The sequence below is a fragment of the Aeromonas sp. s6 genome (genome assembly GCF_040907815.1).
In the GTDB taxonomy this organism is placed as follows: domain Bacteria; phylum Pseudomonadota; class Gammaproteobacteria; order Enterobacterales; family Aeromonadaceae; genus Aeromonas; species Aeromonas caviae.
The window spans coordinates 51,343-63,514 of sequence record NZ_JBFOCN010000056.1; the positions used below are offsets into that span (position 1 = coordinate 51,343).

At 65.0% G+C, this 12,172-nt stretch carries 11 protein-coding genes; 4 read left to right on the top strand and 7 right to left on the bottom strand.

Annotated features, from left to right (window positions below):
- Position 1 precedes the first annotated feature (1 nt).
- On the bottom strand, positions 2-1,747 hold the full coding sequence (gene argS / locus AB5Y50_RS09095; RefSeq protein ID WP_010676028.1) for an arginine--tRNA ligase: 1,746 nt from the start codon (positions 1,745-1,747) through the stop codon (positions 2-4).
- 314 nt (positions 1,748-2,061) lie between these two features.
- Here argS and AB5Y50_RS09100 point away from each other — a divergent pair, with 314 nt between their 5' ends.
- The 3 genes from AB5Y50_RS09100 (at position 2,062) to AB5Y50_RS09110 (ending at position 3,980) form a co-directional block, all read left to right on the top strand.
- Complete coding sequence (locus AB5Y50_RS09100) at positions 2,062-2,628, top strand: LON peptidase substrate-binding domain-containing protein (RefSeq protein WP_041211950.1); 567 nt, start codon at positions 2,062-2,064, stop codon at positions 2,626-2,628.
- 124 nt (positions 2,629-2,752) lie between these two features.
- On the top strand, positions 2,753-3,322 hold the full coding sequence (locus tag AB5Y50_RS09105; RefSeq protein ID WP_010676026.1) for a sigma-70 family RNA polymerase sigma factor: 570 nt from the start codon (positions 2,753-2,755) through the stop codon (positions 3,320-3,322).
- Complete coding sequence (locus AB5Y50_RS09110; protein ID WP_139736509.1) at positions 3,315-3,980, top strand: ChrR family anti-sigma-E factor; 666 nt, start codon at positions 3,315-3,317, stop codon at positions 3,978-3,980. Before AB5Y50_RS09105 ends, AB5Y50_RS09110 begins: the two co-directional genes overlap by 8 nt.
- 112 nt (positions 3,981-4,092) lie before the next feature.
- Here the strand turns inward: AB5Y50_RS09110 and bacA are convergent, their stop codons facing one another.
- The 6 genes from bacA to galE form a co-directional block, all read right to left on the bottom strand.
- On the bottom strand, positions 4,093-4,908 hold the full coding sequence (bacA, locus tag AB5Y50_RS09115; RefSeq protein ID WP_010676024.1) for an undecaprenyl-diphosphate phosphatase: 816 nt from the start codon (positions 4,906-4,908) through the stop codon (positions 4,093-4,095).
- A gap of 254 nt (positions 4,909-5,162) precedes the next feature.
- Positions 5,163-6,158 carry an aldo/keto reductase gene (locus tag AB5Y50_RS09120; protein ID WP_128296079.1) on the bottom strand — a complete coding sequence of 332 codons (996 nt, stop codon included), beginning with the start codon at positions 6,156-6,158 and terminating at the stop codon, positions 5,163-5,165.
- A 143-nt stretch (positions 6,159-6,301) separates the two neighbouring features.
- Positions 6,302-7,369 carry a galactose-1-epimerase gene (gene galM / locus AB5Y50_RS09125; protein WP_272866828.1) on the bottom strand — a complete coding sequence of 356 codons (1,068 nt, stop codon included), beginning with the start codon at positions 7,367-7,369 and terminating at the stop codon, positions 6,302-6,304.
- A gap of 27 nt (positions 7,370-7,396) precedes the next feature.
- Positions 7,397-8,545: a galactokinase gene (gene galK / locus AB5Y50_RS09130; protein WP_042882341.1), complete on the bottom strand. Its 1,149-nt coding sequence runs from the start codon at positions 8,543-8,545 to the stop codon at positions 7,397-7,399.
- Positions 8,542-9,600 (bottom strand): UDP-glucose--hexose-1-phosphate uridylyltransferase, encoded by a 1,059-nt coding sequence (locus AB5Y50_RS09135; protein WP_128296081.1) that lies wholly within the window; start codon positions 9,598-9,600, stop codon positions 8,542-8,544. The genes galK and AB5Y50_RS09135 overlap by 4 nt, the downstream gene beginning before the upstream one ends.
- 49 nt (positions 9,601-9,649) lie before the next feature.
- On the bottom strand, positions 9,650-10,663 hold the full coding sequence (galE, locus tag AB5Y50_RS09140) for a UDP-glucose 4-epimerase GalE (protein ID WP_042864774.1): 1,014 nt from the start codon (positions 10,661-10,663) through the stop codon (positions 9,650-9,652).
- A 216-nt stretch (positions 10,664-10,879) separates the two neighbouring features.
- Between galE and AB5Y50_RS09145 the strand changes: the two genes are divergently transcribed.
- Entirely contained in the window at positions 10,880-11,884 is a 1,005-nt protein-coding gene (locus tag AB5Y50_RS09145) for a substrate-binding domain-containing protein (protein ID WP_010676018.1), read from the top strand.
- Positions 11,885-12,172 lie beyond the last annotated feature (288 nt).

Sequence of the window (12,172 nt, forward strand, 5' to 3'; positions counted from 1 at the left end):
ATTACATGCGCTCCAGGGTGTGGATGCCCAGCACGCCCAGGCCCAGCTTGAGCACCTTGGCGGTGGCGGCGCACAGCAGCAGACGGCTCTGGCGGGTCGCCTCGTCCACGCCGTCCTTGTTGATCGGGCAGGCTTCGTAGAAGGTCATGAAGTTGCCGGAGAGCTCGTACAGATAGGTACAGAGCAGGTGCGGCATCCCCTTGTCCGCCACGCCGTTGACCGCGTCGGAGAACTGGATCAGCTTCTGGGCCAGGGTCTCTTCGGCGTCTTCGCTCAGGACCACCTTGCCGCTCAGGGTATCGGCATCGACGCCGGCCTTGCGGAAGATGGACTGGATACGGGTGTAGGCGTATTGCAGGTAGGGGGCGGTGTTGCCTTCAAACGACAGCATCAGATCCCAGTCGAAGATGTAGTCGGTGGTGCGGTTCTTGGAGAGATCCGCATACTTGACCGCGCCCATGGCGATGGCGTGTACCACCTGGGCCTTCTCTTCGGCAGAGAGGTCGCTGTTGCGGCTCTCCAGCAGGGCGCTGGCGCGCTCTTCCGCTTCGTTCAGCAGGTCGACCAGCTTGACGGTGCCGCCGGAGCGGGTCTTGTAGGGACGGCCGTCCTTGCCCAGCATCATGCCGAAGGCGTGGTGCTCGAGGGGCACGGACTCCGGCACATAGCCGGCCTTGCGAGTGATGGTCCAGGCCTGCATCAGGTGCTGGTGCTGACGGGAGTCGATGAAGTACATGACCCGGTCGGCGCCCAGGTTCTCGTAACGGTATTTGGCGCAGGCGATGTCGGTGGTGGTGTAGAGGAAACCGCCGTCGCTCTTCTGGATGATGACGCCCATGGGCTCGCCATCCTTGTTCTTGAACTCGTCCAGGAAGACCACGGTGGCCCCTTCGCTCTCGACTGCCAGCCCCTTGGCTTTCAGGTCGGCAACGATCTGCGGCAGCATGTCGTTGTACATGGACTCGCCCATGATGTCCTTGTTGGACAGGGAGATGTTCAGACGGTCGTAGTTGCGCTGGTTCTGCTCCATGGTCATGTCGACCAGCTTCTTCCACATGGTGCGGCAGTACTCATCGCCACCCTGCAGTTTCACCACGTAGTTGCGGGCGCGCTCGGCGAAGGCTTCGTCTTCGTCATAGTGACGCTTGGCCTGGGTGTAGAAGGCTTCCAGGTCCTTGAGCTCCATGTCGGAGGCGTGCTCGTTGGCCATCTTCTCCAGATAGGCGATCAGCATGCCGAACTGGGTGCCCCAGTCGCCGATGTGGTTGGCACGCACCACCTTGTGGCCCAGGAATTCGAGGGCGCGGGCGGCCACGTCACCGAGCACGGTGGAGCGGATGTGGTGCACCGCCATCTCCTTGGCCACGTTGGGGGCGGAGTAGTCCACCACCACGGTCTGCGGCGCCGGCAGCTTCACGTTGGCGTTGTCGGAGGTCACCATGGCTTCCACCTGACCGGCCAGCCAGCTCGGGTCGAAGAAGAAGTTGATGAAGCCGGGGCCGGCGATCTCGACCTTGGCGATCAGATCGGAGGCAGGTAGGTGCTCGATGATGGCAGCGGCCAGCTCGCGGGGATTCTTGCGGGCCGGTTTGGCCAGCAGCATGGCCAGGTTGGTGGCCAGGTCGCCGTGAGCCTTCTCCTTGCATCGGTCTACTTGCACCCGGGCTTCCAGGTCGGCGGGCAGGACGCCTGCGGACTTGAGATTGGCTACCGTTTGTTCAAGTAGATGATGAATATGCTCTTTCATAACTGACCACCGAGGTTGCGCGTCGAAAAGTGACTGACTGGATAAGGGCGTGAATTTTACCCGCATCGGGCCGAGAAAACTATAGGAACGGCCCGCACCCGTGGGCGTGGCGGATATTTCACTGCGTTTTCCGCCACATTGCAGGATATTGATTTGGATAAGTGGTGGTTATCCATTTCTACTGCATAACGAAACGGCTTGTCCAGGCTATTTTCCCCTGATTATGACAGGGTTATTTATACCGATTCGATCTGAATGATCCCGCTTCCCGTGGCGGTCGTATCCTTTGAGGAAGCCGTTGGAGGATGATTCCCATGACACTGGTACTGTTTCCACTCTCCGCTCACCTGCTGCCGGGCGGCATCATGCCGCTGCGCATCTTCGAGCCCAGATACCAGCGCATGATCGCCGAGTCCCGGGAGCGGGAGTTCGCGCTCTGCATGCTGGACCCCCGCCAGCCCGACGCGCTTCGCAACATGTACCCCATCGCCACCCGGGTGCGCATCATCGATTTCGATCTGCTGCCCGATGGTTTGCTCGGCATCACGGTGCTCGGGGTGGAGCGGGTGCGTATCACGGATCTCTGGCAGGAAGAGGACGGTCTGCGGGTCGGCGAGGTGGATCCCCTGCCCCCCTGGCAGAGCGGCAGGCTCCAGGCGGATCAGCACTCCCTGGCCAAGGCGTTACAGGATGTGTTCAACGACTATCCGGAGTACGCGGCCCTCTATCCGGAGCCGGACTGGGAGGATGCGAGCTGGGTCGCCCAGCGCTGGCTGGAGGTGCTGCCCATCCCGGTGGAGCAAAAACAGTGGCTGGTGGCGGCCAAGGACAACCAGCCCACCCTCTCCCTGCTGAGCGGTCTGCTGGTCGCGAGCCATTGAATTCCCCTTCCCGGTGATCCTTTTTCCTCGCTCACCGTATTGGGGGTGAACACCACACGCGAGGGATGGCGCAATGGCATATACTGGCCAACCACAACCGGCTCCACGCAGGACATCGCCCCCCATGGACAACCCAGACGGCGACCTCACATCTTTGCTGGTCCGGGTGGCCGAGCGTGCCGACAAGGCTGCCTTCGCCACCCTGTTCCACCACTTCGCGCCGCGCATCCGCAGCTACGGGCTGCGCCACCTCGGCAGCGAGGCCAACGCCATGGAACTGGTGCAGGAGACCATGCTGCTGGTCTGGCAGAAGGCACGGCTCTATCACCCCGACAAGGGCGCCGCCACCACCTGGATCTACACAGTGATGCGCAACCAGAGCTTTGACATGCTGCGCCGCCGCCGCGCCAGCAAGGAGGAGCTCTGCGCCGAGGAGATCTGGCCGTTGCTGGAGTTCCGGGCCGAAGAGGAGCACCTGAGCGGCGGTGAAGACGCGGTGCTGACCCGCCAGATGGCCCACTATGTCGCCACGCTGCCGGAGCCACAGCAGCAGGTGGTGCGCGGCATCTACCTGCAGGAGCTCTCCCAGCAGGAGCTGGCCGACCGGCTCGGCGTGCCCCTTGGCACCATCAAGTCCCGGCTGCGGCTGGCACTACAGAAACTGAAGGAACAAGTGGAGCAAGGCCATGATTAAGACCCATCCGACTGAACCCATGCTGCGCGCCTTCGCTGCCGACGAGCTGCCTCTGCCGCTGGCCGTCGGTGTCTCCGCCCATTGCGAGTTCTGCCCCGAGTGCGCCGCCCGGGTGAAGCAATTTGAAGAGGCGCTGGCGTGCCAGCATCTCGCCCCTGACGCGCCGGACGAGGCGCTGCCCGCCGGATTCGATGCCATGCTGGCGGGCATACTGCAACAGCCGGTGGCGACGGAGGCGGCGCTCGCCCTTCCCGAGAGCCCGAGGCCAGAGCTCAGGGTGGCGGGTCACAGTTACCGGCTGCCGCGGGCATTGGCACGGCATCATGCCCCCAGGTGGCGTCATCTCGGGGCCATCCGTCAGGTCAGCCTGCCCCTGGACGAGATGGGGGCGCGGGCCAACCTGCTCCACATCGAGGCGGGGGGCCGGATCCCGGAGCACACCCACAAGGGATATGAGCTGACCCTGCTGCTGGCGGGCACCATCGAGGATGGCGACACCCGCTATCAGGCGGGGGATTTCATCTGGCGTGACGCCAGCCACGCCCACAGCCCCCACACCCCGGACGGCTGCCTCTGCTACACGGTGCAGGATGCCCCCGTGCAGTTCACCAAGGGGTTGTCACGGCTGCTCAACGGCATCAGTCAGCACCTCTATTGAGTTGGGCTCACGGCTGCCCGGTGATCGCGGGCTGCTGCGCGACTGAGGCGGTATCACGGCATGAAAAAAGGGACCCTCGGGTCCCTTTTTTGTTGCTTGGCGGCGAAGCCCATCAGGCCACGAAGACCAGGTAGACGACGAAGGCCAGCAGGAAGCGGTAGATGGCGAACGGGATGAAGTCGAGACGACGGATCAGCGCCAGGAAGGTCTTGATGGCGACCATGGCCACCACGAAGGCGGTGACGAAGCCCACCGCAAACATAGGGAAGTCCGCCATGGAGAGGAAATCGCGGCTCTTGTAGAGATCCAGGCCGCTGGCCGCGATCATCATGGGTACCGCCATGATGAAGGAGAATTCCGCTGCCGCGTGGCGGCTGATGCCCATCAGCATGCCGCCGCTGATGGTGGCGCCGGAGCGGGAGAAACCGGGCCAGAGTGCCAGGCACTGGAACAGGCCGATGCCGAAGGCCTGCTTGTAGCTGATGTCGTCCAGGGTCTCCGCGGTCACGGCGGGGCGGAACTTTTCGGCGATGATGAGCAGGATGCCGCCGGCCACCAGGGCATACATCACGGTTTCCGGCCCGAACAGATTGGCCTTGATCCAGCTGTGGATAGCCAGCCCGACGACCACGGCGGGCAGCATGCCGAGGATGACGTGCACCAGGGAGAGGGTCGCGTGGCCCGGGGTCGGTTTCTGACCGAAGTGAATGCCGATGAGTCCGAACAGGCGGCGCCAGAACATGACGACCACCGCCAGGATGGAGCCAAGCTGGATCACCACCTCGAAGGTGGCGGCCTTGGGTCCTTCAAACCCGAGGAGGTGGCCGACGATGATCATGTGGCCGGTGGAGGAGACGGGGAGGAACTCGGTCAGGCCTTCCACTATGCCCAGCACAAAGGCGACGAACAGGGCGTAGGATTCGGTCATGGTGCAGATCTCTTAGTTATGGGGTCTGGATAAAATCAACCCCGAACGGGTCGGGGGGGCCAATGATGGCGGAAAATCGCGCGGGCAACCAGTGAATATTGGGGATTTCAGCGCCCTGTTCCGGCCGGGAAAGGGCGCTGGCGGACCATGCAGGGCGCGGCTTGCCGCATGCTGTCAGAAGCCATGACTGCCCCGTCACGTTCTGACAGGGCAGTCACGCCAGATGTCCTCGGTTTTATGATCTTTTTGGGCTGTCAGGCCAGTATGGACAGGATTTTCTGTTGAAGATCATCGTCCAGGGGGGGCTGCCCCAGGGCGTCGACGGCGCTCCTTATCTGTTGTGGATGGCTGGCGCCGATCAGGGCGCAGCTCACCACGGGGTCGCGCAGCACCCATTGCAGTGCGAGTTGCGACAGGGACTGACCCCGTTGCAGGGCCAGTGCATGCAGGGCGCGGACGGTGGCGAGCTTCTCCTCGGTGATCTGGTCCGCCGTGAGGAAGGGGCTGGCACTGGCGGCGCGGGAATCCGCGGGAATGCCCGCCAGGTAGCGATCGCTCAGCAGCCCCCCCGCCAGGGGGGAGAAGGCGACCACCCCCATGCCGTGCTCCCGGCAGGCCGGCAGGGTGTCGGGTTCAACATCGCGCTGGAACAGGGAGTATTTGAGCTGGTTGACCAGGCAGGGGGTGCCGAGCTCCGCCAGCCGAGCGGCAGCCTTGGCCGCGAGCGGTGCCGGGTAGTTGGAGAGGCCGATGTAGAGCGCCTTGCCCTGGCGCACCATCAGGGCCAGGGCCTGGCAGGTCTCCTCGAGCGGGGTGCGGGGATCCGGCCTGTGGTGATAGAAGATGTCCACGTAGTCGAGGCCCAGACGGCGCAGGCTCTGGTGCAGGCTGGCGAAGAGGTACTTGGCGCTGCCGCCATCGCCGTAGGGGCCGTCCCACATCACGTAGCCCGCCTTGCTGGCGATGATGAGTTCATCCCGATAGGGAGCCAGGCTCCTCTTGAGCAGCGTGCCGAAGGTCAGTTCGGCAGATCCCGGCGGCGGCCCGTAGTTGTTGGCGAGATCGAAGTGGGTGATCCCCAGATCGAACGCCTGATGCACCATGGCCTTCGCGGTGGCGGGATCGCTCCCGGCGCCGAAGTTGTGCCAAAGGCCCAGACCGATGCCGGGCAGGCGCAGGCCGTGGCGGCCCGCCGGTCGGTAGGGCTGGCGCTGGTAGCGGTCGGGGGCGGCGAGGTAGTTGTCATCCATCACGGTGCGGTTCCTTGGGCTGGTGTGCAATGAGGAGCGGCGGGCCCTGCGGCCGGCCTCACCCCGGCTGACTCGGCGGTGCCATCGGGGCCGCCATGACGTGGCGGCGCGCCCGGGCCCCTTCATCTGCCCGAGCGGGGCTGTCAGGGGGCAGGAATAAAGCGATAACGGGTCTGGTGGCGATAACGCTGCCCCGGCAGCAACCAGGGATCGCCGAGGGCGGGCCGGTTCGGGCTGTCGGGCAATTGCTGGGCCTCCAGGCAGAAGCCGTCGTAATCCCGGTAGGGTCGGCCCTGACGATCCGGTGTGCCGGTCAGCCAGTTGCCGCTGTAGAACTGCAGGGAGGGCTGATTGGTGTAGACCGCCATGGTCAGCTTGCCATCCCCCGAGATCACCCGGGCGGCCCATGGCTGATTGGACCCACCAAACGGCTCATCAGCAGGCTCAAAATCGCTATTGTTGAGCAGAAATGCGTGATCGTACCCCTTGGCCAACTGCTGCTGGGGGTGGTCCAGCCACGCCTGGCCGATGGGGCGGGGGGCGCGCAGATCGAAGGGGCCTTCCACCGGGGCGATGGCCAGCGGCAGGCTCTGGTCATCCGTGGGCAGGTAGCGGTCGGCGTCGAGGCTGATGGTGTGGTGGCGGATGTCGCCACCGCCATCCAGGTTGAAGTAGGCGTGGCTGGTGAGGCTGACCGGACTGGGGGCGTCCGTGCTGGCGCAGAAGTCGACCACCAGATCGCACTGCTCCAGCCGATACTCCAGGCTCACCCTCAGATTGCCGGGAAAGCCCTGATCCCCCGCCCGGGAGAGGAGCGCCAGCTTGACCCTGTCCGCCTCCTGCTCCTTGATCTGCCAGGTGCGGCGATGGAACCCGTCGCGCCCGCCGTGCAGGCAGTTGGCCCCCTGGTTGGCGTCCAGCGTCCAGCACTGGCCTTCCCGCTCAAGGCGGGCGCCGCCGATGCGGTTGGCAAAGCGCCCCGCCACGGCCCCCAGCCATACCTGCTGGGTGAGGTAGGCCTCGTCGGCGCAGCCCAGCAGCACCTCCCGCCGCTCTCCCGCCACCGGCAGGGTGAGGGAGGTGAGGGTGGCCCCGTATGCGAGACCGCGCAGCCGCAGTCCCTCCTCGTTTTCCAGCTCGAATTTCATCATGGTTTGCGGTTCCCCGTCGTGATCCCGTCGCCCCCTGCCGGCGTCGCGAGTGCCGGGCAGGGGGCGTCACCCGTTGTCAGGCGTGCGTTACAGTCTGCCGGCCCCTGCGCTGGCACGGCAGACGTAGCAGTCCGCCTTGAGGCCGAAGCGGGCCGGGTATTCCGCCTCCACCACGGCGATCACCTCGGCCACCTTCTCGGGGCGCAGCAGAGCGACCACGCAGCCACCAAAACCGCCGCCGGTCATGCGCACACCGCCTTCGCTGCCGATCCGGGCCTTGATGATCTCCACCAGGCCGTCGATGGGAGGCACGGTGATCTCGAAGTCATCGCGCATGGCGGCGTGGGACTGGCCCATCAGCTCGCCGAGGCGCACCAGATCGCCCTGTGCCAGCGCATCGGCCGCCGCCAGGGTGCGGGCGTTCTCGCCGACCACGTGGCGGGCACGGCGATAGCAGGCCTCGTCCAGCCCGGCCTTGCCCGCTTCCAGCGTGGCCAGGTCAAGATCCCGCAGGGCCTTGACCCCGTAGTGACGGGCGGCGGTTTCGCACTGCTGGCGACGGGTGTTGTATTCGCTGTCCACCAGGCCGCGGCGCACGTTGGAGTTGACGATGAGCACCGCCAGATCGGTGGGCATGGGGATGAGCCGGGTCTCCAGGGAACGGCAATCGAGCAGCAGGGCGTGATCCTGCTTGCCGCTCGCGGAGATCATCTGATCCATGATGCCGCAGTTGCAGCCGACGAACTGGTTCTCCGCCTGCTGGCCGTTGAGGGCGATTTCCGCCTGGCTGATGGCCAGCCCCTGGGCCTCCTTGAAGGCCTGGCCGATGGCCACCTCCAGGGAAGCAGAGGAGGAGAGACCCGTCCCCTGGGGCACGTTGCCGGAGACCACCAGATTGAGGCCGCGCAGGGCGTGGCCCCGTGCCTGCAGGTGTTTCACCACGCCGCGGATGTAGTCGCTCCAGCGCTGGCTGGGGTGGTGCTCGATGGGTTGATCGAGACTGAACCGGTCGCGCTGGTTGTCGTAGTCGGCGGCGATCACTTCGACCAGGTTGTCGCCGCGCAGGCCGATGGCGACGCAGGTCTCGTAGTCGATGGCGCAGGGCAGCACGAAGCCGTCGTTGTAGTCGGTGTGCTCGCCGATGAGGTTGACGCGGCCTGGAGCCCGTACCAGCAGGTCGGGTTGTTGCTCAAACTGCTCGGCAAACACGGCGCTGACGCGCTGGCTCGGGGTCATAGGGCCTCCTCGTTGGCCTGGTTCTGGTCGTTGTAGTGGATGGGACTGAGGGCGCGCAGCCGTTCCGCCGCCTGTTCCGGGGTGAGATCGCGCTGGGTTTCGGCCAGCATCTCGAAGCCCACCATGAATTTGCGCACCGTGGCGGAGCGCAGCAGGGGCGGATAGAAGTGGGCGTGCAGTTGCCACGCCTCGGGGCAGTCGGAACGGGGCGGGGCGAAGTGCCAGCCCATGGAGTAGGGGAAGCTGCACTGGAACAGGTTGTCGTAGCGGCTGGTGAGCTCCTTGAGCGCGATGGCCAGGTCCTGTTGCTGTTCCCGGGTGAGATCCAGCATGGAGGGGACATGGGCCTTGGGCAGCAGCAGGGTCTCGAACGGCCAGGCCGCCCAGAAGGGCACCACCGCCAGCCAGTGGGCCGTCTCCACCACGATGCGGGAGCGATCCGCCAGCTCCCGCTCCACATAGTCCAGCAGCAGGGGGCGGCCGTGTTCGGCCAGCCAGGCGCGCTGGTGCGCCTCTTCCCGGGCAATCTCGTTGGGCAGGAAGTCGCTGCCCCAGAGCTGGCCGTGAGGGTGCGGGTTGGAGCAGCCCATGACGGCGCCCTTGTTTTCAAAGACTTGGACCCATTCCCACTGGTCAGAGAGCTCGGCCACCTGGTCCATCCAGGTGGTGATCACCTGCTCGATGGCGGGCAGGGGCAGCTCGGGCAGGGTCTTGCCGTGATCCGGCGAGAAGCAGATGACCCGGCTGGTGCCCCGGGCGGCTTCCAGCTTCAGCAGGGGATCCGGCGCCGCGTCAGCGGCCGGGGTGTCCTGCATCAGGGCGGCGAAGTCGTTGGTAAAGACGAAGGTGCCCTGATAGTCGGGGTTGATATCGCCGGTCACCCGGGTGTTGCCCGCACAGAGGAAGCAGTCGGGATCATGGGCCTGGCTCGGCGCCAGGCTCACCTTCTCGACCTGGCCTTGCCAGGGGCGCTTGGCCCTGTGAGGGGAGACCAGCACGTACTGGCCGGTGAGCGGGTTGAAGCGGCGGTGGGGGTGATCAACGGGGTTGAACATCATCACTCCAGTGTGTGAGTTGAATACATCCGAAGGCGCAGGCCAGGGCCTACGCCTCGTAACCATTGGGGTTGGCGGACTGCCAGCGCCAGCTGTCGGCGCACATGGCGGCGAGATCCCGGCTGGCGTGCCAGTCCAGTTCCCGAGCGGCCTTGGCGGGATCGGCCCAGCACTCGGCGATGTCGCCGGGGCGCCGTGGCTCGATTCGGTAGGGAAGGGGCCGACCGCAGGCGGCCTCGAACGCCGCGACCATCTGCAACACGCTCTGGCCCTGGCCCGTGCCCAGGTTGTAGGCGTGGACACCGCCCCGTCCGGCGCAGTGTTCCAGAGCTTTGACGTGCCCTTCTGCGAGATCCATCACGTGGATGTAGTCCCGTACCCCGGTGCCGTCGACGGTTGGGTAATCGTTACCAAAGACCGAGAGGCAGTCGCGTCGGCCGATGGCGACCTGGGTCAAAAACGGCATCAGATTGTTGGGGATGCCCTGAGGATCCTCCCCCAGAGTGCCGGACTCGTGGGCGCCGACGGGATTGAAATAGCGCAGCAGGGTCATGCTCCAGTGGGGCTCGGCCCGCTGCAGATCCTCGAGGATCTCCTCGATGATCAGCTTGGATCGGCCGTAGGGGTTGGTGGCGCTGCGGGGGAAATCCTCCCGGATCGGGGTGCTGGCGGGATCGCCGTAGACGGTGGCCGACGAGCTGAACACCAGATTGCGTACCCCGGCCCGTTTCATCGCCTGCAGCAATACCAGGGTGCCGCTCAGGTTGTTCTCGTAGTAGTCCAGCGGGATGCGGGTCGACTCGCCGACTGCCTTGAGGGCGGCGAAGTGGATCACGGCGTCGATGTGCTGCTCGCTGAAGATGCGATCCAGCAGGGCCGGGTCACGGATGTCCCCTTCGTAGAAGCGGGGCTCGCGCCCGCTGATGGCGGCGACACGGGTCAGGACGCCCGCCTTGCTGTTGCAGAGGTTGTCCACCACCACGGGCTCCATGCCTGCGGCCTGCAAGGCCAGACAGGTGTGGCTGCCGATGTAGCCACAACCGCCGGTGACCAGTACTTTCATCCGTTGTTCCACCCTCAACTCCTCGCATCAGGAAAGCCTGAGCAGGAGTCTAGCCGAGGGGCTGACGGGCAAACTGTGAGCTGCTTAACAAATATGTGTAAACGATTACACTTGTTTTCATCGACCAATGTGGCAAGTTCTGATTTTTACCCCTGTTATCAGTGACATTGAACGGTATAATGCGGCCAGTTGCAGCGTGAAATAAGTGAAAACAGCATGAGCACCATCAAGGATGTCGCCCGTTTGGCCAATGTGTCAGTGGCAACGGTTTCACGGGTGATGAACAACTCACCCAAGGCCAGTGCCGCCTCCCGCGAGGTGGTGCTGAAGGCCATGGCCGAGCTGGGCTATACCCCCAACGCCAACGCGCGGGCCCTGGTCAGCCAGACCTGTGACACCATGGGAGTGGTGGTGGGGGACGTGGCGGATCCCTTCTTCGGCGCCCTGGTCAAAGGGGTCGCGGCGGTGGCGGTGGAGCAGGGCTTGCACCTGTTGATGGGTAATGGTTTTCACCGCGCCCAGCAGGAGCGGGAGGCCATCGAGCTGCTCATCGGCAAACGCTGCGAGGCACTGGTGGTACACAGCAAGGCGCTCGGCGACGAGGAGCTGGTCGACTACGCCCTGCGTGCCCCCGGCATGGTGCTGATCAACCGCGACATTCCGAGTCTGAGGGGGCGCTGCATCGCTCTCAACAACCGCCAGGGTGCGGCGACCGCCACCCGTCATCTGCTGGATCTCGGCCACCGCCATATCGCCTTCCTGAGCTCGGATCACGCCATCGAGGATGCGCTGTTGCGCCACCAGGGCTATCAAGATGCCCTGGCGGAGGCGGAGGTCTTCGCCGATCCCGAGCTGGTGGAGAGCGGCATGCCCAATGAAGAGGGGGGCGAGCGCGCCATGCTCAACCTGCTGGCCAAGGGGTTGCCCATCACGGCGGTGGTGGCCTACAACGACGCCATGGCGGCAGGGGCCATCTCTGTGCTGGCGGACAACGGCCTCAAGGTGCCGGAAGAGGTGTCGGTGGTAGGCTTCGATGACATCATCTACGCCAGATACCTGAGGCCCAAGCTCTCCACCATGCGCTATCCCATCGAGCTGATGGCGGCCCAGGCGGCCAAGCTGGCGCTGCAACTCGCCGCAGGGGAGAGCGAATCGGTGCAGAGCCGCATCTATACCCCCACCCTGATCAACCGCCATTCGGTCGCTCCCGTCAGGTCCTGATCGCAGCGCTTGTGCCCCCGTCGGCGCAAGCGCTGCGCCTGGCAAACTCGTACTGCAACCCATAAAGCGCCCCATAGCTCAGACGATAGATAGCTCAGAGCATGGCTAGCGCAGACCATAAAGGACTGTCTGAGGAGTGAGAACCGTCCCCTCACGCTCCCTGCCTGCCGAACTCGGCAGCTCTTCCCGCTCGTCTGTCACGAGCCCCTCTCCCCCGGCCTGCCGAGCCTCACTTCCGGCCAGATCCTGCCAGACGCTCGCCATGGCTTTTCTCTGCGCCGGGCAGGG

Coding starts and splice junctions, on each gene's coding strand:
- argS (WP_010676028.1), bottom strand. CDS start 1,747: ATGAAAGAGCATATTCATCATCTACTTGAACAAACGGTAGCCAATCTC.
- AB5Y50_RS09100 (WP_041211950.1), top strand. CDS start 2,062: ATGACACTGGTACTGTTTCCACTCTCCGCTCACCTGCTGCCGGGCGGC.
- AB5Y50_RS09105 (WP_010676026.1), top strand. CDS start 2,753: ATGGACAACCCAGACGGCGACCTCACATCTTTGCTGGTCCGGGTGGCC.
- AB5Y50_RS09110 (WP_139736509.1), top strand. CDS start 3,315: ATGATTAAGACCCATCCGACTGAACCCATGCTGCGCGCCTTCGCTGCC.
- bacA (WP_010676024.1), bottom strand. CDS start 4,908: ATGACCGAATCCTACGCCCTGTTCGTCGCCTTTGTGCTGGGCATAGTG.
- AB5Y50_RS09120 (WP_128296079.1), bottom strand. CDS start 6,158: ATGGATGACAACTACCTCGCCGCCCCCGACCGCTACCAGCGCCAGCCC.
- galK (WP_042882341.1), bottom strand. CDS start 8,545: ATGACCCCGAGCCAGCGCGTCAGCGCCGTGTTTGCCGAGCAGTTTGAG.
- AB5Y50_RS09135 (WP_128296081.1), bottom strand. CDS start 9,600: ATGTTCAACCCCGTTGATCACCCCCACCGCCGCTTCAACCCGCTCACC.
- galE (WP_042864774.1), bottom strand. CDS start 10,663: ATGAAAGTACTGGTCACCGGCGGTTGTGGCTACATCGGCAGCCACACC.
- AB5Y50_RS09145 (WP_010676018.1), top strand. CDS start 10,880: ATGAGCACCATCAAGGATGTCGCCCGTTTGGCCAATGTGTCAGTGGCA.